A 22,453-nucleotide genomic window follows, 5' to 3' on the forward strand; every position below is an offset into this window, starting at 1 on the left:
GTCGCCTCCTATCTTCGATAACGTTGCCATCCATGGTAGCAGATGTCGGAACTGCAAACTTGCGCCGCGCGCGCTATCCGAAGTTGCGGCAAGGTCGAACCGGCCTTTCTTTAAATATAATTAAAATGATCATGTATAGAAAAGCGACGTTTACTCCGGTTTTTCGACTCGGAAAGGTCTGCTGCCGACGCATCGCAACCTATGTTCGAGAAAAGTGCCTGATGGAGAACGAGCACGTTTTTATCTCTGAGCGAGAATAGAGAAGCCGTGCGTTTTTGTCCAGAATAAGAAGAAGGGGCCCGAAAGCCCCTTCGCGCGTTCTCGTTTGCCATGCGACCGAACTGGCCGAGCGCTTACCCTTCCGTCTGCTTAAGCAAGCCGTACCCGCCGTCGTCGCGACGGTACAGCACGTTCACCAATCCCGAGTCGCGGTCGGTGTAGGCGAAGAAGTCGTGTCCCAGAAGGTCGATCTTCACGAGCGCTTCCTCCTCGGTCAGCGGCTCGAACGCTATCTCCTTCACGCGCACGACCTCGTCGTCCGAGGCAAGCTCCTCCATGAGCCCCTCGACATCAAGCTCTCCTGCGGCGGTGGGTTCGATCGCGCGAGCCGACTCGTCTGTGGCGCGCAGCTTGCGGTCGATGACTTTCGTCTTGTACTTGCGCAGCTGGCGCACCACTTTGGCGGCGGCCACGTCGATGGCTGCGTACATGTCTTCCTCGCACTCCTCCACACGAATGATGTGGCCCTTCGTGCGCAAAGTCACCTCGCAGCAGGCGGGGCGGGGGTTGGCAGGGTTCTTTTCGACGAACAGGACGACCTCGGCGACGAGCGGGTCGATGTCCATGACTTTCATGGAGTTGCCGATCTTCTCTTCGGCGTACTGACGCAGTGCATCGGTTACGGGCATTTTGCGTCCGGTGACGGTAATGCTCATGGCGATCACCTCTTTACTCGAAGCGAATAAAAAACAGCCAACCGCAAGTAACGCCCCAGTTCATGCGGGCAGACACGATATGCCCCTCACGCATGTTCCAAGCCGACTCCTCACGCCTCAGCTGCCAGGTACAGGATAACGCAATTCATCGACTTTTGCCCGGGCATTTTGCCCTGTGTTATGAAATCGGTTTAAAAACGTGCGACAATTGAGCGGGCGCGCAGGCGTGATCGGAGATAATATGATGATCTCCTATGCGGAAGGCGAAGGCTGACATGGCGGACACGAACATCGATGGCACCCAGCGCATTTTCATCAGCGAGGTGCAGGGCCATCAGGCGCGTTACAGGAAACTCATCAAGTTCACCCATTCCTCCACGAAAGCGGCCGGCTTTATGCTGCTCGCCGCTGTGGTGGCGCTTGTCGTGGCTAACACGGGTGCGTACGAGGCGTTCTTGGAATTCTGGCACACGGAGGTCGGTCTGTTTTTCGGCAGATCGTTCGCCGGCATGTCGCTCGCGCACGTGATCAACGACATTTTCATGGCCGTGTTCTTCCTGCTCGTGGGATTGGAAGTGAAATACGAGCTGACGGTGGGCGAGTTGACGAACATCCGCCAGGCTCTTTTGCCCATCATGGCGGCTGTGGGCGGCGTGATCGCGCCCATCGTCATCTACCTGCTGTTCAACGCCGCAAATCCTGGCACGGCGCATGGATGGGGCGTGCCCACTGCCACCGACATCGCGTTCGCTCTCGGCATCTTGGCCCTTTTGGGCAATCGCGTGCCGAGCGGCGTGCGCGTGTTCCTGAGCACGCTCGCCGTGGCCGACGACATCATCGCCATTCTGGTGATCGCAATCTTCTACGGTCACAGTCCATCGCTGTTCTGGCTGGGCGCGGCCGCCTCGGTGCTGGTGGCGTTGGTGCTGATGAACCGTATCCACATCTATTCGCTTGTGCCGTATTTGCTGGTGGGTGGCGTGTTGTGGTACTGCGTGTTCATGTCGGGCGTGCACTCCACCATCGCTGGCGTGCTGCTGGCGTTCGTCATTCCGTCGGGTTCTCGCGTGAACCTCAAAAGCTTCACCGCCTGGTCGGGGGACAAAGTTCGCGAGGCGCACGATGCCTTCCAGCCTGAAACGCCCGTCATTGCGCAAGGCGAGTACATAGAGACGGTGTCGTCTCTGTCGCGCGTTGCTCGTCAGGTGGTTCCGCCCGCGACGCGCTTGGAACATCGGCTGTACCCGTGGGTGTACTTCGGCATCTTGCCTTTGTTCGCGCTCACGAACGCGGATGTGAGTTTCTCCGGCATGGACGTGGGCGCCATGTTGGCCGATCCCGTTCTGTACGGAGTCATGCTGGGCCTTCTTCTGGGCAAGCCGATAGGCATCATGCTCATGAGCTTCGCCATCGTGAAGAGCAAGCTGGCATCGCTGCCCGAGAACGTGAACTGGTTCCATATGCTGGGTGCATCCATCTTGGGCGGCGTCGGATTCACCATGGCCATCTTCGTGGCGAACCTCGCGTTTACCGATGAGGCTCACGTGGCTACGGCCAAGCTGGGCATTTTGGCTGCGTCGCTTTTGGCCGGCGTGCTGGGTTTCGTGTTTTTGCTGCTGCAGGCGAAAGCGGCGCAGAGGCGCGGCGTGGCCTACCTGTCGGCCAGCGGCGACGACGTGGCGCGTCAGACAGCGGGTGATGAGGCGACGCGCGATGCCGAGGAGCTGTTGCGCGACATCGAGAGCCCGGCTCTCCAAAGCGAGGTTGAGGCTGCGAAGAGGCGCGGCGGTGTGTTCGAGATCGTCGTCGATCTGGGCGAGAGTGGGCTTTTGGAAGACGGCTCGATCAACCAAGTGCGCGAGGCGTTGCGCGATGAGGCGGTGCGCGTGCTGAGCGAGGAGGGCGAGAACGATTCGGCGAAAGAGGTGCGGCGCGAGTTCGAGGAGCGCGAAGGCAAGTCGCCGCTCGTCGGAGTTGAGGAGACGTTGCGCCGGTCGGGAGACGAGGGTCGTTTGCGCGGCGTGTCCCGTGGGGGCGAGGGCGCGGAGGGCGTCTCTGGTGAAGCTGAGGAAGCCGATGGGGCTGGCGGATCCGGCGGGATCGAGTGGTCCGACGGCTCCGATGGGCGGAAATCCGATAAATAGGAAGGCTACGGAGCGAAGGAGCAACATGGAAGCAGCTGCTGTCGTGTTGGCTGCGGGCGCAGGAACCCGCATGAAGTCGAAGACGCCGAAGGTCGCGCACGAGATCTTGGGCAAGCCTCTTGTCCGTTGGGTGGTGGATGCGGCGCGCGAGGCCGGCATCGAGCGCGTGATGTCTGTGGTAGGGCATGCGCGCGAGCAGGTGATCCCGCTTGTGGAAGCAGACACGGACGTGGTGGTGCAGGAGGAGCAGAACGGCACGGCGGGCGCGGTGGCTGTCTGCGCCGATGCTTTGGCGGACTACGACGGATCGCTTGTGGTGCTCTCCGGGGACTGTCCGCTCATCGCGTCTGAGACGATCGCCGAGCTGGTGCGCGTCCGTGAGCGGGCGGGCGCTGCTGCGGTGGTGCTCACGATGGAGCTGAACGACCCCTTCGGCTACGGACGCATCGTGCGTGACGCCGACGGAGCCGTGGCGCGCATCGTGGAGCAGAAGGACGCGACGCCAGAGGAGGAGGCCATCCGCGAATGCAACTCCGGTTTCTACTGCTTCGATGCTCGCGCGCTGTTCTCGGCTTTGCGGCAGGTGGGCAACGATAACGCCCAAGGCGAGTTCTATCTCACCGACGTGTTGGAGATATGCCGCAACGCAGGTCGTCCTGTGCTGGCGCTTCCCTGCGGGGATCCCGCCGAGTGCTTGGGCGTGAACTCGCGCATCCAGCTGGCCGAGGCGACGAAGCACTTGCAGCGTCGTATCAACCTTGCGCATATGGCGGCCGGTGTGACCATGACCGATCCCGACCAGGTGTGGATCGGTCCCGATGTGCGCATCGAACGCGACGTGGAGCTGTTGCCGCAGACGTTCCTTTTGGGTTCCACGACTGTGGGCGAGGACAGCGTGATCGGCCCGAACTCGCGCCTCACCGACACGGTGGTGGGACGGAGCTGCATCGTGGACGAGACGGTGGCCGTCGAGGCGCGCATCGACGACGGCGCTACGTGCGGACCGCGCGCCTACCTGCGCCCGGCAGCGCATCTGTGCGAGGGCGCGAAGGCCGGCACGCACGTGGAGATCAAGAAGTCCACGATTGGCAGGGGCTCGAAGGTGCCGCACCTATCCTACATCGGCGATGCGACCATCGGCGAGGGCGTGAACATCGGAGCCGGGTCGATCACCTGCAATTACGACGGCAGGAAAAAGCACGCCACCACGATAGGCGACGGCGCGTTCATCGGCAGCGACACCATGATGGTGGCGCCGGTCGACATCGGCGCGGGCGCCATCGTGGGCGCGGGCTCGTGCATCACGAAGGACGTTGCGGCCGATGCGCTTGCCCTCACGCGTCCCGAGCAGCATGAGATTCCCGGTTGGGCCGCCAAGAAGCGCGCTCGGCAGATCGAGGGGTAAGGAGCTCGGCTCCTTCCTCTTTGAAAACGAGCTCTCGAGTCACGGAAATCGTCGCTTTGAAGCCCTTAGTCGCGTCCGGACAGCTTCCGGACGCGACTTTTCGTAGGACGAAGCGCGTTTTCCCAGGTAGGAGAAAGCGCGCCTTCTTCCTCATGCGCCCATGAGCTTCAAATCGTCAAAAACTGTGCATCCGCCTCCCGCCCCCCCCCTTTTTTTTTCGAACGCCGAAGTGGCTTTCCTCGTTTTCAGCACGGCGAAAAAGCCACATCCGCAACGTCTACGCCAAGGCGGGCGTGCACTCCAAGCAGGAGCTGCAAAGCCTCATCGAGGACGTGCGCTGATCCCGGATTCCGAGGCGGGCCGGAAGGACGTGCCCTCTGTCCTCCGAAGCGCAAGGTTCCTACGTTTTGCCCACTTGCATCGCGAGAATCGCCGAAAACGCGAGGTTCCTTCGTTTTGCGCGCTCCGGAACGACTTCTAAGGGCGGTGCGGGTCCCGTGCCGTTCTGGGCTGAGGCGCGCAACACCAAGGTCGAGAGCTGCCGCGCGACACTGGCGGATGCGCCGTGCTTTGTCTCGGTTTGCTGCGTCGCTTGCAGCAGCGCGAGCGCGTCATGGGACGTGAGCGCAGCTACGGGGGCATGTTTTACGAGCAGCTCGTCATCGGCGATCAAATGCATTGCGCTCAACCGCTGCGCGGCGGCGATCAGGTTGTCCTCAAGGTCGTTGCGGAGATTGCGGAAGCCGCATGCCGTCCATGGCCCGATTCGTCTGCTTCTGCGGCTGTGGCCTGTTCTCGCATGCTGCTTGCGCATTCCCAGGCCGTTTCGGTCGCCGTCGCCGTGTCGCGTTCGGAGCGCGCCTCTCTCGTTGCGCATGTCTCGTTTAAAGGCATTCGCGGTCGGGTGGAGCTCGTCTTTGGCGACGCCGGGTGCGGCAGCAGAGAGCCGTGCTCATGCGCGCACAGCATGAGGGACGTTGCTAGGCCATGTCATGGACGGTTGGCGAAAAATAGTTGAGTCGGATGTTCGCGTCGATCGAAAGGGGAATTTGCCGGTTAGGCATCGAGAAGCCGTTCCCGAAGGCGCTCGAGCGGGGCGTTGTCGCGCACCTCTTCGCACGATGCGTTCGTTGCTCAATTCGAAGGTTTGATCCCGTACTGTTCGTACGGATAGGCGACGATGTTCGCCCCCCCCCTGGGTGCAATCTCCCGTCCCCGCTCTCTCTTCCTCGGCTTCGGGTTTGCCCGCTTCATCTTCGGTGTCGAACAGGCTTTGTGCGGCATGCGGGTTGTGCGCGTTGCGCGCGGCGTTGTCCCGCAGTTTGCGAATCGCCTGCGACGGCGTGTAACCGACGCGCTCCTTGAGCGAGCGGCTGATACGCGTGTTCTTCTGCACGGAGTCCGTTGCCGTAGCGCATCTCCTGCACGTGATCTGCTATACGTATGGTATAACTCTGTTCCGGACAGCTTGGGAAAGGAGAGCCCTTCGCCCACCAGGTGTCAGGTATGCCGACGACAGCATCGTGCTCGAGGGAGGTGGCAGCTATGGAAAACAAATCCGTTCGCAGGCATCGTTGGAAGCATGCGGCCATCGCTTTGGGCATCGTTGTAGTGCTGGCGCTGCTCGTGGTTCCCTTTGCGCTGGCTGTGGCCATCTACGAGGGCAACTTCGGCTCGCGCATGCAAACGCCGGCGTTCATGGAGCGCACCCTCGATGAGTTTCCGGCCCTGAGTGAGAGTGCGTCCACGTTTGTTTCGGACAAGGGCCAGCGGCTCGCGGGCTACCTCTACACGTCGACCGATGCGGGCGTGGCCGAGGACGGCACGGGTGCGAAGGGCGTCGTCGTGATCGCGCACGGCCTGGGCGGCGGGTGCAATACGTACATGGACGTGGCGAACCGCTTCGCGGCCAGCGGCTATGCGGTGTTCGCCTACGACGCCACGGGCAACGACCGCAGCGAGGGCGACGCCGTCGGCGGGCTGCCGCAGGGCGTTATCGACCTCGATCGCGCCCTCGATGCCGTGGCGCAGGACGACCGCCTGCGCGACCTTCCCGTCATGTTGTTCGGCCATAGCTGGGGCGGCTACGCGGTGGGCAGCGCACTCGCCGACCATCCCGAGGTGAAGGCAGTCGTGTCCGTTGCGGGTTTCGACACCTCTTCGGCAATGCTCGAAAGCCAGGGCCGGCAGATGGCGGGCGGCGCCATCGCGCTGCTGATGCCGTACCTGTCGCTGTACGAGCATTTCAAGTTCGGCTCCTACGCCGACGCGTCCTCCCTCGAGGGGTTCGCGTCGTCGCAGGCCCAGGTGCTCGTGCTGCACAGCGCCGACGACGCCACTGTGCCGCCCGAGACGGGCATCGACCGGTATCGCGAGGAATTCGGCGACGATCCGCGCTTCACGTTCGTCGAGTTCGAGGATCGTGGTCACAGCTTCCTGTACTATTCAGATGAAGCGCGCGACAACATCGCCGCGTTCAACGAGGGCTACTACGCGTATCGGGAGGCCAACGACGGTGCGAACGACGCCGACCTGATGAACGCATGGCGCGCCGAGCATTTCGACAAGAGGACCTGCCTCATGCTCGACGAAGACCTCATGAGCAACATCGTGTCCTTCTACGACGAGCAGGTGCGTTAAGCGCCTATTACCCCAGGTCGTTCGTTTCGCTCATCCATTATTGGTGGCGTTTTCGCCCCCTCGGTCACCCATAAATATCCGCCCGTCCGCCGCGTTTTCACGAACAACGGACGTTTCCCCTGCGCCCGTCGCCCCGTAAGGTGAAGCCGCTCGATACCGATGACGAACGAGCGGAAACGGAGGGGAACCATGGATCGGGAAACGTCGAACGCCGCAGCACCGGACGCCGTCGAGGCCGTCGTCAAGCGACTCAACGCCAACCATGCCAACACGCTCGCGCTGTGCGCCGTGCTGTCCGTGTGCGAGGCGCGCATGCCGTACCGCGAGGCCGAGGCGCTCATCGACGCGCGTCCCGAGCTGCGCCTCAGCACGCAGAACGCCCACGCGCTCGTGCGCATCATGATCGACTGCGGCGGTGTGGAAGCCGTCGAGGTGTCCGAGCCCGACTGTGCGCCGGACGCGCAGCCCGAGGACATGCCCGTCGGCTACACCGTGGAAACCACCGCGGCCGGCCGCGCCGCGCTCGAACGCTTCGAGCCCACGCGGCGCTTCGCGGAAACGCTGCGCGACGAGCCCGCGGGCTACGCGCACGTGTACGCCGCCGTGCTTGCCCTCTGCGCCGAAAACGGCGGCGCCACGAAGACCGCCATCGAGCGCGCGCTTTCGGGCGATGAGGCGCTCAGCGCGCCGAAGCAGGTGTACCCCAGCCACTTCATCTCCAAGCTGGAGACCGTAGGAGGTCTTGCATGGGACGGCTCGTGGAAAACCACGGAGCCCGGCCGGCAGATGCTGGCCATGGTCGGGTAAAGCGCTGCCCGGCCTCATCGGCGCCGAGAGCGCGAGCGCCCCATTCGGGATAGAGAACCGCAGAACACCCAGAACCATCAGCGAAGACGAGACGAAGGAGGAGGGAATATGACACAGCCTACCATCAGCAGGCGCAGTTTCGTGAAGTCGGCGGCGGCGCTCGGCGCCGCGTGCGGCCTGGGCGTCGCCGTGAGCGACGACCTCGTGCACGTCGATGCGGCGCACGCCGATACGGGCGGCGACGTGAAGATCGTGAAGACGGCCTGCCGCGCCTGCATCGCAAGCTGCGCCGTGCTGGCCCATGTGAAGAACGGGCGCGTCATCAAGATCGAGGGCAATCCCGAAAGCCCCATGAGCCGAGGAGGCCTGTGCGCGAAGGGCATGGCCGGCATCCAGGCGCTCTACCATCCCAACCGCAACAAGTACCCTATGCGGCGCGTGGGCGAGCGCGGCCAGAACCAGTGGGAGCGCATCACCTGGGACGAGGCCATCACCGAGATCGCGACGAAGCTCATCGAGATCGACGAGAAGTACGGCTCCGAATGCGTGGCCGTGTCCACCGGCGGTGGCGGCAACCCGCACTTCAGCAACGTGAAGCGCTTCGGCGAGGCCATCAACACGCCCAACGTGTGGGAGCCCGGCTGCGCGCAGTGCTACCTGCCGCGCATGGGCGCCTCGCAGCTGTCGAACGGCATGGGCAAGCCCAACAACCTGTCCTTTGCCGACTCGAACGGCTGGGACTACTACTTCACCGATTCGCCGGTCGACTCCATCGTGCTGTGGGGCACCGACCCGTCGAACAGCTCGGTGGCCACGGGCGGTCGCGCGCTGGCCGAGCTGCGTGCCCGCGAGAAGGGCCTCAAGACGGTGGTCATCGACCCGCGCATGACGATGGACGCCGCCAAGGCCGACGTGTGGCTGCCCATCCGCCCCGGCACCGACGCGGCGCTGCTCATGGCGTGGACGAAGTGGATCATCGACAACGAGAAGTACGACAAGGACTTCTGCACCACCTGGACGAACATGCCCTACCTCGTGAACCCCGAGACGCGCCTCACGCTCAAGCCCACCGAGTGCGGCCTCGAGGGCACCGAGAAAGACTACGTCGTCTGGGATCCCGTCGAGAACAAGCCCGTTGTGCTCGAGTACCCCATGAACGAGGGCATCGAGCCGCCTCTGTTCGGCAGCTACGAGATCGACGGCAAACAGTATCCCACGGGCGGCCAGCTGCTCAAGGAGAGCGTCGAGGAGTTCACGCTGGCGAAGGCGGCCGAGATCTGCTGGCTCGACGAGGGCCAGATCGAGAAGGCGCTGGAAATCTACACGACGGGCCAGTCCGGCATCATGCAAGGTGTTGCCATCGACCAGTACGAGCAGTCGCAGCAGTGCGCCCTCGGCGCCCTCAACCTCGAGTACCTCATGGGAAACGTGCAGAGGCCCGGCTCCATGCTGCAAAGTTTCAAGCTTTGCCCGGCGCGCGATCAGATCCCCAACACCCCTCGCTTCATGAAGAAGGAGAAGATCCTCAAGCGTTTGGGCGTGCAGGAGCACAAAGGCCTGCTCAGTTGGGATATGGCGTTCATCCCCGCGGTGTTCAAAGCCATGAAGGACGGTGATCCCTACCAGATCCACGCATGGATCGAGCGCTCGGGCAACAAGCATGTAATGCTGGGCAACGCCACCTGCCTCGACGAGATCGTTCCCAACCTCGATTTCATCTGCCATGTGTTCATGTACCCAACAGCATTCAGCGTGCTGTGCGCCGACATGCTGCTGCCCTCCGCGGAGTGGCTTGAGACCAACCTGGTCATCCCGCAGCTCAACGCCGTCGTCATCCGCCAGGCGGTCACCCACCTGTTCGAGACGGTGGAGGAGGGCCTCATCTGGACGCAGATCGTGCAGAAGATGGCCGAGATGGGCAACGTGCACGCGCAGGAGGCCTTCACAGCCGAGGGCACGAACGGCATCCCCATGTACAAAAACGAGTACGAGAAGCAGAAGCTTCATCTGGACAAGTTGGATATGACATGGGAGGAAGCGGCCGAGAAGGGCGTGTTCGAGTGGTGCACCGAAGAGGAGTACCGCACGTACTACGTGTACGAGAGCATCGACGAGGCCACCGGCAAGCCCAAGGGCTTCGGCACCCCGTCCAAGAAGTGCGAGGTGTACTGCGAGTCGAACACCATCCTGGGCCGCACGGGCTTCCCCTGGTCGCAGTGCTTCGAGGAGAAGGCCCTGGTCCTGGAGCCGGCGTCGAAGGACTACGAGCCCTTGTGCTACTACAAGGAGCCGGCGGAAAGCCCGCTCACGGATGACGAGTACCCCCTCGTGCTGACCGAAGGCCGCCTGCCGATGTACCACCACGGGACGCTGCGCAACATCCCGTACCTGCGCGAGATCTACCCCGTGCCCGAGATGTGGATCCATCCGGACGACGCGGAGAAATACGGCGTGGAAGACGGCCAGTGGTGCACCATCGCCAGCCGTCGCGGCGAGACGCACGGGAAGGCGCGCGTGACCACGGCCATCGCCAAGGGCGTCATCTACCAGGAGCGTTTCTGGGCGCCCGAGCTCTTGGACAGCGATCCCGAGCGCGCGTACAAGGTGATGAACATCAACGTGCTGACCAAGAACGACGAGCCGTACAACCCCGAGTACGGCACCTATACCCTGCGCGGCTTCCAGGTGAAGGTCACGCCTGACGCGGCCGCTCCGGAAGGCGTGTGGACCGAGCCCGAGCAGTTCGAGCCCTGGATGCCGCAGCCGAGCGATCCCACCGAGGAGGTGTTCGAATATGGCGCATAACTGCATCGTCGTGAACCTCGACCGTTGCACGGGCTGCTATTCCTGCGAGATCACGTGCAAGATGGAAAACGACGTCGCCTTGGGCGAGTATTGGAACAAGATGCTGCAGCGAGGGCCCTTCGGCGAGTACCCGAACATGGTTCGCTATCCGCTGCCCACCATGTGCCAGCAGTGCGCCGATGCGCCGTGCGTGCACGTGTGCCCGACGGGCGCGAGCTACCGCGACGGCAACAACGTGGTGCTTATCGACCGCGAGAAGTGCATCGGCTGCAAGTACTGCATGATGGCCTGCCCCTACGGCGTGCGCGACTGGAACAAGGCGTCTCAGACGGTGGAGAAGTGCACGTTGTGCGGCCATCTGACCGCGAACGGCGAGCTTCCCGCCTGCGTGAAAAGCTGCAGCGCCGGCGCCCGCTTCTACGGCGACCTCGACGATCCGAACTCGGATGTGTCCCAGGAGCTTGCGAAGTACGACGAGGCGGACATCCACGAGCTTCCGAACGTGGGCAACAACCCCTGCACGAAGTACATCATGACCAGCATGCACGGCGAGTGGATGGAAGGGGTTGAGTAGCATGGAGATCCAATGGTCCCTCGTTCTGTTCACGGCTGTCGCCGGCTGCGGAACCTGGGCGTCGGTGGGTGTTGCGGTGGACGAGCTGCGTGGCCTGACCGAGCGCACGAATCGTTTGGCATCGGCGGTGGCTTTGGTGCTGGCCGTGGTTGGCGGCATCGCGTCGGTGACGCACTTGTCGCATCCCGACCGCATCATGGCGGTGCTCGGACATCCCACTCCGGGTATCTTCCTTGAAGCACTCCTCATCGGCTTGTTCATTTTGGCAGAGGTCGTGTATCTGATCCTGCTCGCCCGCGGCGTTTCGGCGGGCGTGCGCAAGGCCGTGGCGGTGGCGGCCGCCGTCATCGGCGTCGTGTTCAGCTTCGCGAGCGGTTACTCCTACATGATGGAGGCTCGTCCCACGTGGAACACCATCGCGTTGCCGTTTGGCTACCTGGGATTCGCTGCGGCGAGCGGTTTGGCGCTGTACCTGCTGCTGGCCGCTCTGAAGAAAGAGCGCGACGAGGCCCTTAAGCTGGCCGGCATCGAAACGGTTGTCGGCGGCGTGCTTGCAATCGCATCGGGTTTGGCCTTCGGGTTCGCGTCTGGCGCGGCTATGGGCGATTCCGCAGCCGTGTTCTGGGTTTCGCTTGCATGCGGCGGTGTGGTGCCTGCGGTGTGCGGGTGGCTTGCTTGCAGCAAGCCGGCATCGACGCTCGCGCTTGGGGTTGTTGCGTTTGCGGGCGGCATCGCCGGCTCGGTCGCTTTCCGCGCCGTCATGTGGATGGTGGGCACGGCGGTGGCCAACTATTTCGGAATCGCGCTGTAGCGACGCTTGCAAGGTGGGGGCTGTGCGCTACGTGGGCGGCAGCCTCCACCTGCCGTGGTTGGTCGCGCGGCCAGGCCGCAAGCGCCTTTCTCTCCAGGCGCAGGGCTTAGCCGAACGATCGAGGCAAGGGCAAGCAGGATCACGACGAATCTAAGAGGTTGAGAGGCTGAGAGGACGAGAGGCGAGGAGGACGGCATGGGGCTGCACGAGCGCGAAGAGCTGGTCGCGATGAACACCGCTCGCAAGGGCTTTTACGAGTTTTTGGCAAGCGTGTACAAAGTGGAGTTGACCGAAGAGCAGATCGAGTCGTTGGCGAAGTGCGATCTTCCTGCGGACGACGAATTCGTGGGTGCGGGGTACTCTGCAGTGAAGGAATACCTGCGTCATCGCGATTCCGGCACACGTCAGGAGCTTGCGGTGGATTACGCGCGCGTGTTTTTGGGCGCGGGCATGTACGAGCAGATTACCGCGCCGCCGTACGAGTCGGTGTACACAAGCCCCGAGCATTTGCTCATGCAGGAAGCGCGCGACGAGGTGGTGGCCTGCTACCTGAGCGAAGGGCTGGGTTTGCCGGCCGAGAACACCATGCCCGAGGACCATCTGTCCTTCGAGCTTCAGTTCATGGCCAAGCTTATCGAGCGTGCTCAGGCGGCGCTCGAGGCCGGAGACGATGCGCGCTACGCCGCGCTGTGCGAGAAACAGCGCCTGTTCTTTGACGAGCATCTGGCCGGATGGGTGCCGCGCTTGTGCGCCGATGTCCGCGCGTATGCGCGCACGGCGTTTTATCGCGGCATCGCCGATATCACCGAAGGATTCCTCGCATTGGAGGATCAGGTGATCGAGCCGGTCGGCAAAGCGGCATAAGCGGCGAACGGAGGAAGCCGTGGTCGAGTACACGCGTCGCGCGTTCATGGGGTTCTGCGGTGCCGCTGCGGCGTTCGCGGGATTCGGCGGGGTGGTAAAAGCCTTTGACGGCGCGTCTGAAACCGATCTTCTGCGCCCGCCGGGAGCGCAGGACGAGCTGCGCCTTCTGGCGTCGTGCGTGAAGTGCGACCGTTGTCGCAGCGTGTGCCATACGGGCGTTATCGGGGTGGCCGAGGTGGGAGATGGCGTGGTGCGCGCCCGTACGCCCAAGCTGAACTTTCATCGGGGGAGCTGCGACTTCTGCGGAGACTGCCTGCGCGTGTGCCCGACGGGGGCGATCGGGAATTTCGATCCGGATGTGGACAAAGTGGGCGTGGCGGTGGTGCAGAAGGATCGCTGCCTTGCTTACTATCAGGGCTGCGTCGAGTGCGAGCGAGCGTGCCCCTTCGAGGCCGTCGAACTGGACGATGCCGGCCATCCGGTGGTGAATGCCGAGCGCTGCAACGGGTGCGGCGTCTGCGAGGAGATATGCCCCGCGCTCGTATACCGCAGCTTTGCCGGTGGTGCGCGACGCGGAATCGTGGTGGTCAGCCCGAGCCGGTTCGCGGCGCTCGGCACGACCGTCGTCGAGAACGAGAGCGAGATGAATGCCTCATGAAGCGCGACGCGAAGCTGCTGCGCACGCTGTCCGCTTTGGCGGTGGTGGCGCTTGTGTGTTTGGGCTTGGCCTTCCATGCCGGAACGGGCACTCCTTCGGCCTGGGGCATCTACGACATCGCGGCGATCTGCCCGATCGGTGCGGTGGAGGTGGCTCTTGCCGCTAAAACCGTGGTGCCGCCGATGCTCATTGCGTTTGCCATCGGCGTGGTGCTTGTGCTGGTGTTTGGGCGCGCGTTCTGTGCCTGGGGGTGCCCAGTGCCGCTTCTGCGGCGCATCTTCGGATCCGGTTCGCCTCGGGAAGCGGCCAAAGACGGTGCGGGCAAGCGCAAGAGGCTTTTCCGATCTTCCAAACTCGATGCGCTCGACATCCCCAACTCCAAGCGAGGCGGGGCGGGAGATTCGCGCAATTGGGTGCTGGGAGGCGCGCTTTTGTCCACAGCCGTGTTCGGGTTCCCGGTGTTTTGCCTGATATGTCCGGTGGGTTTGACGTTTGCCACCATCGTGGCGTTGTGGCGCCTCTTCCAGTTCAACGAAGTGGCTCTTTCGCTGGTGGTGTTTCCGGCCGTTCTTGTGTTAGAGTTGGCGGTGCTGCGAAAATGGTGCAGCCAGTTTTGCCCGCTCGGTGCGCTGCTGTCGCTGCTGTCGCGGCTGAACCGGACGTTTCGTCCGGCAACCGACGAAGGAGCGTGCCTGCGCTCGTCGAAGGGCGAGCCGTGCCATCGGTGCGCCGAGGCGTGTCCCGAGGGCATCGATCTTCACGATCCGGCCGCATCGGCACCGCTCAACGAGTGCACGAAGTGCCGCGCATGCGCCGACGCCTGCCCGATGCACGCCATCACCTTTCCCTTCTTGCCGAAGTCGACAAAGGAGAAGGGAGCTTCGCCGGAGGCGAAAGAGAAGGATCGGATGCTACAATAAATCGACGCGAAACGGGGTGCGCGCTGCGGTCGGGTTTTGCGAAGGGGGAAGAACGCTGTGGGGGCAGACAAGGCGAGCGGAAGGCGGGACGGTCGTGCGCGCTTCTCGGCGACGCGCTTGTGGGAAGATTTGGACGAGCAGTGGCCGAGCCTCAAATTTCTGGGTTTCGGTGCCTATTATGCCTGGATATTTCTTTGTTATAACAGCGATGTGCTGTTTGGCTGGGCGGGTAGCGCGGTGGGAAGCAATGCCATGCTCGCCATGTATCTGGCTTCCACGGCGGCGCTCGGCGTCGTGCTTATTGCGGCCGGTGTCTTCCACAACGTGGCTACCCGCATCGTGGAATCGCGGTCGGCGGTGCTTTCGATGGCGGGCGTTGCCGCTGTCGCTACGCTGACGGCCGCTTGGTCGTCGCCTTCCGGTTCGCAGGATGCGCTGTTTATGGTCAGTTGTGCGCTGACGGGCGTTGGCACGGCGTTCGTTGCTTTGCGTTTGGGATCGGTGTACAGCACGGTAGGTGCGCGTCAGGCGCTCATGTACACCGCTGGCTCGTTCATCTTCGCAGGCATGCTGTTTTTCGTATGCATCGGGCTCCCTCATCCGGTGGGGTTGTTGGCGACTGCGATGCTTCCTCTTGTTGCGACCGCGTTCACCATGGCGGCGACTCGCGGGCCGGTTGCGCCCTCCGAGGACATTGTCCCCATGTGCGAATTGCCCCGCGGTTATTTCGTTCGGCTTGCGGTTTCGGTGGCGGTGTTCTCGGTCATCGCGGGCGTCACCAAGGGGTTCATGGCGCTGCAGCAGCCGCTTTCGACGGTTACTGATCAAGGCGTCATTATCGTGTTCGCCACGGCTTGCACCGCGGTGCTGTTGTTTGTGCTGGTGGGATTGTTGGTGCGAGAGTTCGACACGAGCCAGCTGTACTACCCTATCATCATCCTCGCATGCTTGGGCAACCTTGCAGTGCCGCTGTTCGGAGGGTTCGGCGTTATCCAGGGAGAGCTGGCGAGCATCGCATACAATCTGTTCATCTTGATGGTGTGGTGCCTGCTTGCCAATGTGGCGAACCGCACCGACCTTGCGTATGCAAGCGTGTTCGGCTGGGGCCGTGGAGCATCTGCGGCGGGCACCACCATCGGCTGGTTCGCAGGTTCGTCGCTTGCCCCCTTGTTGCTCGAGAATCCCAGCAACATGGTGGCGTTCGCCATGGGCATGGTGTTTGTGCTGCTGGTGGTGTCGATGGTGGTGCTCAACGAGCGCACCATCGGCCAAGCGCTGAAAAAGACGCGCAACTCCCAAGCCAACCAGGCCGCTTGCGATCCCTCTTCGGGTGAACGGAGCGACGGCGGGGCGGGCGGTTTTCCCCGCGAAGGCGCTTGGACGAAGAGTTGCAATGCGCTAGCCGAGCAAGCGGGCCTGTCTTTGCGCGAACGCGACGTGCTGTTCTTGCTGGCAAAGGGCTACACGATCGAGCACATTGCCGGCGAGCTGGGCATCTCCTTCAACACCGCGAAGAGTCATATTCGCAATGTCTATGCGAAAGCGGGCGTGCATTCCAAGCAGGAGCTGCAAAGCCTCATCGAACAACGCAAAGGCGCACTGCAAGCGGGGGCCTTTCGTTAGCGCGCATTCATGCGCTCAATCTGCGAAGATGCGGAGATTGGCCCTGTGCGTGCGGGACCGCTGCGGATACAATAGGGGCAGGAGAGCGGGGCGACGGCTGCGGGGTGCGGCGGCCCCGGGGTGACGTAAGGAGCGCGCGCATGACGGAAGTGCAGAAGAGCATGGCCCTGTTCTCGGGGTCGGTCAATCCCGAGCTTGCCGACGAGATCGCCAAGGAGCTGGGCGTTTCTCTGGGCAACGTGAAACTGGAGAAGTTCGCGAACGGCGAGATATACGCGCGCTACCAGGAGAGCGTGCGCGGTGCCGACGTGTTCCTCATCCAGTCGGTGTGCGCGGGCGAAGGCTACGACGTGAACGACGCGCTCATGGAGCTGCTCATCATGGCCGACGCGGCGAAGCGCGCCTCGGCACGCTCCGTGTCCGCCGTGGTCGCCCATTACGGCTACGCGCGCCAGGACCGCAAGGCGGCTCCGCGCGAGCCGATCACTGCGAAGCTCGTGGCCGATCTTCTGGCCGCGGCGGGCGTGGACAACGTCATCACCATCGATCTGCACCAGGATGCCATCCAGGGCTTCTTCGATCAGCCGGTGAACCACATGACGGCCATGCCCATCTTCGTGGACTACTTCAAGAGCAAGGGGCTCGACCACGACCGCCTGTGCGTGGTGTCGCCCGACGTGGGCCGCGCGAAAGCCGCGAAGAAGTTCTCCACGATGCTGGACTGCGACATCGCGATCATGCACAAGGATCGCCCGAAGCACAACCAAGCCGAGATCACCGCGCTCATCGGCGACGTGACCGACAAGATCTGCATCCTCAACGACGACATGATCGACACCGCGGGCTCGCTCGTGGCCGCCGCCGCCACGCTCAAGGCGAAGGGCGCGGCGCAGGTGTACGCGTGCGCCACGCACGGCCTGTTCAGCGGCCCGGCGTACGATCGCATCGAGAACTCGTGCATCGAGGAGGTCGTGGTGACGAATGCCGTGCCCGTGCCGCTTGCACGCCAGACCGGCAAGGTGAAGGTGCTCTCCGTGGCACCGCTGTTCGCGAAGACCATCAGCAACGTGTACAACAACGGCTCCGTTGCGTCGCTGTTCGAGTAGCTCCGTCGCTTTGCCGACCGCCATGACGAGGCCGACGCTGCGGCCCACCTCGGCATCCGGGCTTGCCGCGATCTCAAAGGCTCGCGCGTCGAAGCGCGTTTCGCCTTCGCGATTCCGCCAATGTCGGGTATCGCGGTCGGTTCCGCTGGCTTACTGCGTCGAGGGAGGCGCTTGTTTCGCGTCGGGGGCGCGAGGGGCGTCTTGAAGGGCTCTTCGGCCAAGCTTGGGCGGATGCTGTGCACCCCTCGGATGCATTCGGGTGACTTTATCGAGTCGTACGAGTATTTGAAAGAAGCACGCCAATGTACCTGATCGTAGGCTTGGGAAATCCAGGCGAAGAATATGCGCACACGCGGCACAACGCCGGGTTCGACGCGGTGGACGCCATCGCGGGCGAGGTGGGCGCGCGTTATTGGAAGACGGAGTGCGGCTCGTTCACGGCCAAAGCCGTCTACCGCGACCACGACCTGGTGCTCGCCAAGCCCCAGAGCTATATGAACACTTCGGGCGGCCCGGTGAAGCAGCTCATGAGCGCCTACGGCGTGGACGCGGAGCACCTGATCGTCGTGCATGACGAGCTGGACATCGATCCCGGCACCGTGCGCGTGAAGTTCGGCGGTGGGCATGCGGGGCACAACGGGTTGCGCTCCATCTGCGACAAGCTGGGTACGCGCGACTGGTTTCGCGTGCGCGTGGGCATCGGCCGTCCGCCGGGGCGTATGAACGTGGCCGACTATGTGCTGTCGCTTCCGAAGAAGGACGCTGCTGAAGATTTCGCGTATGCGGTGGATCGCGGCGCCCAGGCGGCGCTCTCGCTGGTGCAGGTGGGCCTCGAGAAGACGCAGCAGGCGTTCAACTAGGCGTGCTTCTGCGATCCTGATGCGGAAAGCGCATGCGGACGAGGCGCTTCGTCGTCGGGGAGGAAGGGGCGAGCCTTTTCCCGTCTCGATGCGTTCGCGGGAACGCTCTCGGGCGCAAGGGGGACGGCGGGGGAGGGGCTTCGGACGGATCGGGCGGGCGCATGGAGCGCTGACTCGGACGGAGCAGGCGCGGAAAAGGGTGGCAGAAGGCTGGAAGAGAGCTTGAGAGGGGGCCGGTCTGGCGAGCTTCGGCGGCGATCTTGCGGTTTTCTCGGAGCGCATGAAGAGGATCGGCTCATTGACGCATGGCGCAGTCGGTCGGCAAGCGTGTGTCGTGCGCGTGGCGTTCGTGAAAGGGCTCGTCAGGAGCTGGATCCCTTCGTCTCGCGGGTGTGGTCGTCCCTCGTCGCGTCGTCGGGAAGCCCCGCCTTCGGCATGTCGAGCGTGCCCGCCTTCTCGCGGCGATGCAGATCCCACAACATGAAGGCCGCCACCACGATGAAGGCGCTGCCGCCGACGATGCCGGTGGACAGCGGCCCCACGAAGGGGTTGCCGCCGGTTGCGGAGAACAGTACGGCGGCGCTGACGAACCCGTTGAGGGCTCCGTGGCCGATGGCGGCAGCCAGGCAGCTGCCCGTGCGCACGGTGACGTAGGTGAGGAAGATCCCCATCACGATGCAGAATCCGCACATGGCGAGGATCCCCGTGACGGGCCAACCGAGGTAGTCCGTGCCGTAGTTGTGCCCGATGGCGGTGAGCGGTGCATGCCATAGGCCCCAAATCACACCGGTGACGAGCAGCGTTGGCACGATGCGCAGCTTGGTTGACATCTTCGGCACTAGGTATCCGCGCCAGCCCCATTCCTCGCCGAACGTCGTGAGGATGTTGAGCGCGGGCGCCAGGAAGATGGCGAAGGGCAGCTGTGCGAGCAGCATCGAGCGCAGCATGTCCGCAGGCACCTGCACCCCTCCGGCGGCTTCCGCCTGCTGCTGAACGGCGGTCAGCATGAGCGACATCGAGGGGTCGAAGTCGTGCGGGAACGCGAGGAAGTACACGGCTGCGCCCGCGCAAACCAGGGCAGGGGGTCCGAACCATGCTACAAGGAACCACGGCAGCGGTTTCTTGAACCCGCGCGGTTTGATGGCGCTGTTCTTGAATCCCTCTCCCGTGACGAGGCGCGTGACCAGCACGCCGATGGCGGGGAAGAACATGGCCGCTCCGGTGATGAACTGCGTGGCGACCGGCGGGATGCCGGTGAGCGCCCCCGACGACGCCGGATACACCACCCCGAACTCGTACGCCCACGTCAGGGCAAAGGTGACTGCCAGAAAAATCGCTATGCGCTTCATGGTCGTGCTCCTTCCCTCCTCGATCGTCGGCTCGCATCCTGCTCATTCCCGATGTTTTACTTGAAACATCGGTTCGCGCAAACAAATGTTTCACATGAAACATCCGGCCTGCGAGCGCCTTCTCTTCGTGCAGTCGATCGCACATACACCCCTTGCGTTCTTGTTCCATCTGTTATAGCATAAATATAACAAACAAGCAAGGAAAGGAAGCGACATGGCATCTCCGGTATTGTCAGTCAACCATGTGGTGAAGACGTTCGGCGCGAAGCGCGCGGTGGACGACGTGACCCTTGACGTCATGCCGGGAGACATCTTCGGCTTCGTTGGGCACAACGGTGCGGGCAAGACCACGCTCATCCGCGCCATCGTGGGCGTAGGCAGCTTCGACGAGGGCGACATCCGCATCGCCGGGCAATCGGTGCGCACCGATGCGCTGGCCTGCAAGCGCGTCTGTGCCTACGTGCCCGACAATCCCGACGTCTACGAGTTCCTCACGGGCATCCAGTACTTGAACTACCTCTCCGACATCTTCGAGGTGCCAGTCGAGGTGCGCGAGGACCGCATTCGTCAGTATGCCGACCGCCTGGGGCTCACCTCGGCGCTCGGCGACCTCATCTCGTCGTACTCGCACGGCATGCGGCAGAAACTCGTGCTTATCGGCGCGCTCGTGCACGAGCCGGCGCTGCTCGTGCTGGACGAGCCGTTCGTGGGCCTCGATCCCGAGGCGTCGTTCCACGTGAAGGAGATGCTGCGCGAGCTGGCCGACCGCGGATCGGCCGTGTTCTTCTCGAGCCATGTTCTGGAAGTGGTGGAGAAGCTGTGCGACAAAGTTGCCATCATCAAGCAGGGGCGGCTGCGCGCATGCGGTCCCGTTGCCGATATTGTGGGCGACGAAAGTCTCGAGGACGTGTTCCTCGACATGATCGAGCGCGATGCGGGCGCTGGCGCCAGCGGCGTGCGGTAAGGAGGTGGTGAATATGCGCTCGCTCATTCTTCTTTCGAAAATCCAGCTGTTGGGGCTGTTCGGCATCAACAGGGCGTTGCATGCCGATCCGGCGAAGGCGAGGCGCATATTGGCGCTTGCGGCCTTGGGCGCAGGGGTTGTCGTGCTGGTGGTCTCGGCGTATTCGTCGGGCATCGCGCGATCGTTCGTGCAGATTGGGCTGACTGAGGTCGTGCCCCTCGTCGCTGTGCTCGTGGGCTCCGTCGCCGGTGCGGTGGCGGCGTTCCTCAAGACGAACGGCGTGCTGTTCGGCTTCAAGGACTACGACCTCGTGATGTCGTTGCCTGTGCCCGTCTCGTCGGTGGTGCTCTCGCGCATCGCGTCGCTGTACGCTATGAGCTTGGCGTTCGGTCTGTTGACGATGGTTCCCGCGTTCGTCGTGTATGCGGCGAGCGCGGGCGTGAGTGCAGTGGGTGTCGCATGCATGGCGCTTTCGGTGGTGTTGGCTCCGCTGCTGCCGCTGGCGGCGGCCATCGTGTTGGCAGTGCTCGTCGCCGCAGTGTCGGCACGTTTCAGGCATGCGAATATTGCGGTGATCGCGCTCACGCTTGCGGCCACGTTGGCGCTCGTGTTCGGTTCGCTGGCGTTGTCGTCGCAGGCTGGCGACGAGGCGGCCATGACGGCGCTTGGCACCCAGCTCGCGTCCCAGCTTGCGACCGTGTTTCCCCCGGCGGCATGGGCGACGGCCGGCATCGTAAGGGGCGATCTCGCGGCGTTCCTGGCGTTTTCTGCCGTGAACGTTGTGGTGGCGGGCGCGGTGCTCGCGCTTGTCGTGCGCCTGTTCGTGCCGGTGAACTCGCTGCTCATGTCGTCGCGCCCGCGCGGGACGTTCTCCTTCGACGGCAAGGGCGCTGCGGCGGCGAAGGCGGGATCCCCGCTGCGCGCGCTCATGGCGAAGGAGGCGCGCCTTCTCGTGGCCACGCCCATCTACTTCATGAACGCCTGCATCGGGTACGTGCTCGTGCTGGTGGCGGCTATCGCCGTGGCGGCGGGGACGCTCACGGGCGCGCTGTCGCTCGACCTGCTGCCGCCCGAGCTGGTTTCCGCCATCGGGCTCGTGCTTCCGTGGGGGCTGGCGTTTTTCTGCAGCATCTCGTCCACCACGGCCGCGTCGGTATCGCTCGAGGGCTCTTCGCGTTGGCTCATGCTGACGGCGCCCGTGCCCGCTTCGACCGTCCTGTGGTCGAAAGCGGCGGTGAACCTGGCCATCGGCCTGCCGTTCCTGCTGGTGTCTGCCGTGTTCGTGGCGGTGTCGCTGCCGCTCGACGCGCTGTCCGTCGCAGCGCTGTTCGCGGTGCCGTCGGCGTCGTGCTTGCTGGCCACGAGCTTGGGGCTGGCGCTCGACGCGCGCCGTCCGCGCTACGACTGGACGACCGTGTACGAGCCGGTGAAGCGCGGCATGCCGGTGCTCGTGGTGGTCTTCGTCGGCATGGGTTTTGTGGCGGCGGGCATGGTGGCGACGTTGCGTTTTGGGCACGCGGTCTCTTTGCTGGCGGTTTTGGCGGCGGTTGCGGCTTCGGTTGCGCTTTACCGCAGCGCCACGAATCGGGGGCTTTCCGCGTGAGCGGGCGCGGGACGCAAAAGCGTCATCGGAAGACGAGCGAAAGGCGGTATCATGGGAACGAAAGAAAACAGGGGGCGCAACCGGGTTGCCGCGCTCGAAGGGCGCGCCGGACTGGTGGCGGCTGGTGTCCTGGGCGTGGTTGCGGCAGCGTTGGCCGTAGCTCAGTGGATGCTGCTGCCCGACCAAGTGGTGACGCATTTCGGCGTTACGGGCGAAGCGAACGGCTGGTCGCCGAAATGGCTATCCATCTTGATCCCGACGGGATTGGGGTTGTTCGGCTCGATATGGCTGGGTGTCTCCCGCGATAGGCGGGCGTTGCTGGTGGCCGCCATCGGCGTGCTGATCGGGATCGTCAACATTGCGACGAACGGGTTCACGGTGTAGC

19 protein-coding genes are annotated in these 22,453 nt (G+C 63.6%); 16 read left to right on the forward strand and 3 right to left on the reverse strand.

What is annotated here, in order from left to right:
• Nucleotides 1–353 precede the first annotated feature (353 nt).
• Nucleotides 354–935: a ribosome hibernation-promoting factor, HPF/YfiA family gene (gene hpf, locus B5F40_RS04090; RefSeq protein ID WP_087193104.1), complete on the reverse strand. Its 582-nt coding sequence runs from the start codon at nucleotides 933–935 to the stop codon at nucleotides 354–356.
• 275 nt (nucleotides 936–1,210) lie between these two features.
• On the opposite strand from hpf, the gene nhaA reads away from it, so the two are divergent.
• Complete coding sequence (nhaA, locus tag B5F40_RS04095; RefSeq protein ID WP_087193105.1) at nucleotides 1,211–3,079, forward strand: Na+/H+ antiporter NhaA; 1,869 nt, start codon at nucleotides 1,211–1,213, stop codon at nucleotides 3,077–3,079.
• 25 nt (nucleotides 3,080–3,104) lie between these two features.
• Nucleotides 3,105–4,484 (forward strand): bifunctional UDP-N-acetylglucosamine diphosphorylase/glucosamine-1-phosphate N-acetyltransferase GlmU, encoded by a 1,380-nt coding sequence (gene glmU, locus B5F40_RS04100; protein WP_087193106.1) that lies wholly within the window; start codon nucleotides 3,105–3,107, stop codon nucleotides 4,482–4,484.
• A gap of 400 nt (nucleotides 4,485–4,884) precedes the next feature.
• Here glmU and B5F40_RS15840 read toward each other — a convergent pair whose 3' ends face one another.
• On the reverse strand, nucleotides 4,885–5,361 hold the full coding sequence (locus B5F40_RS15840; protein WP_140396406.1) for a hypothetical protein: 477 nt from the start codon (nucleotides 5,359–5,361) through the stop codon (nucleotides 4,885–4,887).
• A 668-nt stretch (nucleotides 5,362–6,029) separates the two neighbouring features.
• Between B5F40_RS15840 and B5F40_RS04115 the strand changes: the two genes are divergently transcribed.
• The 11 genes from B5F40_RS04115 to pth all read left to right on the forward strand — a co-directional run bounded on the left by B5F40_RS04115 (nucleotide 6,030) and on the right by pth (nucleotide 18,152).
• Complete coding sequence (locus B5F40_RS04115; RefSeq protein WP_162610877.1) at nucleotides 6,030–7,124, forward strand: alpha/beta hydrolase family protein; 1,095 nt, start codon at nucleotides 6,030–6,032, stop codon at nucleotides 7,122–7,124.
• Nucleotides 7,125–7,313: 189 nt separating this feature from the next.
• Complete coding sequence (locus B5F40_RS04120) at nucleotides 7,314–7,931, forward strand: hypothetical protein (RefSeq protein WP_239442904.1); 618 nt, start codon at nucleotides 7,314–7,316, stop codon at nucleotides 7,929–7,931.
• A gap of 108 nt (nucleotides 7,932–8,039) precedes the next feature.
• Nucleotides 8,040–10,736, forward strand: a complete 2,697-nt coding sequence (locus tag B5F40_RS04125; protein WP_087193109.1) for a molybdopterin-containing oxidoreductase family protein — start codon at nucleotides 8,040–8,042, stop codon at nucleotides 10,734–10,736.
• Nucleotides 10,726–11,310: a 4Fe-4S dicluster domain-containing protein gene (locus B5F40_RS04130; RefSeq protein WP_087193110.1), complete on the forward strand. Its 585-nt coding sequence runs from the start codon at nucleotides 10,726–10,728 to the stop codon at nucleotides 11,308–11,310. The genes B5F40_RS04125 and B5F40_RS04130 overlap by 11 nt, the downstream gene beginning before the upstream one ends.
• A gap of 1 nt (nucleotide 11,311) precedes the next feature.
• A complete protein-coding gene (locus B5F40_RS04135; protein ID WP_087193111.1) occupies nucleotides 11,312–12,121 on the forward strand; it encodes a dimethyl sulfoxide reductase anchor subunit family protein in 810 nt (269 codons plus the stop codon).
• 195 nt (nucleotides 12,122–12,316) lie between these two features.
• Nucleotides 12,317–12,985, forward strand: a complete 669-nt coding sequence (locus tag B5F40_RS04140) for a TorD/DmsD family molecular chaperone (protein ID WP_087193112.1) — start codon at nucleotides 12,317–12,319, stop codon at nucleotides 12,983–12,985.
• Nucleotides 12,986–13,004: 19 nt separating this feature from the next.
• Nucleotides 13,005–13,643 carry a 4Fe-4S dicluster domain-containing protein gene (locus tag B5F40_RS04145; protein WP_087193113.1) on the forward strand — a complete coding sequence of 213 codons (639 nt, stop codon included), beginning with the start codon at nucleotides 13,005–13,007 and terminating at the stop codon, nucleotides 13,641–13,643.
• On the forward strand, nucleotides 13,640–14,563 hold the full coding sequence (locus B5F40_RS04150) for a 4Fe-4S binding protein (RefSeq protein ID WP_087193114.1): 924 nt from the start codon (nucleotides 13,640–13,642) through the stop codon (nucleotides 14,561–14,563). Before B5F40_RS04145 ends, B5F40_RS04150 begins: the two co-directional genes overlap by 4 nt.
• 57 nt (nucleotides 14,564–14,620) lie before the next feature.
• Nucleotides 14,621–16,186 carry a helix-turn-helix domain-containing protein gene (locus tag B5F40_RS04155; protein ID WP_087193115.1) on the forward strand — a complete coding sequence of 522 codons (1,566 nt, stop codon included), beginning with the start codon at nucleotides 14,621–14,623 and terminating at the stop codon, nucleotides 16,184–16,186.
• A gap of 140 nt (nucleotides 16,187–16,326) precedes the next feature.
• Complete coding sequence (locus tag B5F40_RS04160) at nucleotides 16,327–17,292, forward strand: ribose-phosphate diphosphokinase (protein ID WP_087193116.1); 966 nt, start codon at nucleotides 16,327–16,329, stop codon at nucleotides 17,290–17,292.
• Nucleotides 17,293–17,594: 302 nt separating this feature from the next.
• On the forward strand, nucleotides 17,595–18,152 hold the full coding sequence (gene pth, locus B5F40_RS04165) for an aminoacyl-tRNA hydrolase (RefSeq protein ID WP_087193117.1): 558 nt from the start codon (nucleotides 17,595–17,597) through the stop codon (nucleotides 18,150–18,152).
• A gap of 362 nt (nucleotides 18,153–18,514) precedes the next feature.
• Here the strand turns inward: pth and B5F40_RS04170 are convergent, their stop codons facing one another.
• Complete coding sequence (locus B5F40_RS04170) at nucleotides 18,515–19,501, reverse strand: CPBP family intramembrane glutamic endopeptidase (RefSeq protein WP_087193118.1); 987 nt, start codon at nucleotides 19,499–19,501, stop codon at nucleotides 18,515–18,517.
• 214 nt (nucleotides 19,502–19,715) lie between these two features.
• Between B5F40_RS04170 and B5F40_RS04175 the strand changes: the two genes are divergently transcribed.
• Genes B5F40_RS04175 through B5F40_RS04185 form a run of 3 tightly spaced genes read left to right on the forward strand, consistent with a single transcriptional unit; the run spans nucleotide 19,716 to nucleotide 22,452 of the window.
• Nucleotides 19,716–20,465 (forward strand): ABC transporter ATP-binding protein, encoded by a 750-nt coding sequence (locus B5F40_RS04175; RefSeq protein WP_087193119.1) that lies wholly within the window; start codon nucleotides 19,716–19,718, stop codon nucleotides 20,463–20,465.
• 13 nt (nucleotides 20,466–20,478) lie between these two features.
• Entirely contained in the window at nucleotides 20,479–22,068 is a 1,590-nt protein-coding gene (locus tag B5F40_RS04180; protein WP_087193149.1) for a putative ABC transporter permease subunit, read from the forward strand.
• Nucleotides 22,069–22,119: 51 nt separating this feature from the next.
• Nucleotides 22,120–22,452, forward strand: a complete 333-nt coding sequence (locus B5F40_RS04185; protein WP_087193120.1) for a DUF1648 domain-containing protein — start codon at nucleotides 22,120–22,122, stop codon at nucleotides 22,450–22,452.
• Nucleotide 22,453 lies beyond the last annotated feature (1 nt).

Origin of the sequence: Gordonibacter sp. An230 (assembly GCF_002159915.1) — a bacterium.
In the GTDB taxonomy this organism is placed as follows: domain Bacteria; phylum Actinomycetota; class Coriobacteriia; order Coriobacteriales; family Eggerthellaceae; genus Rubneribacter.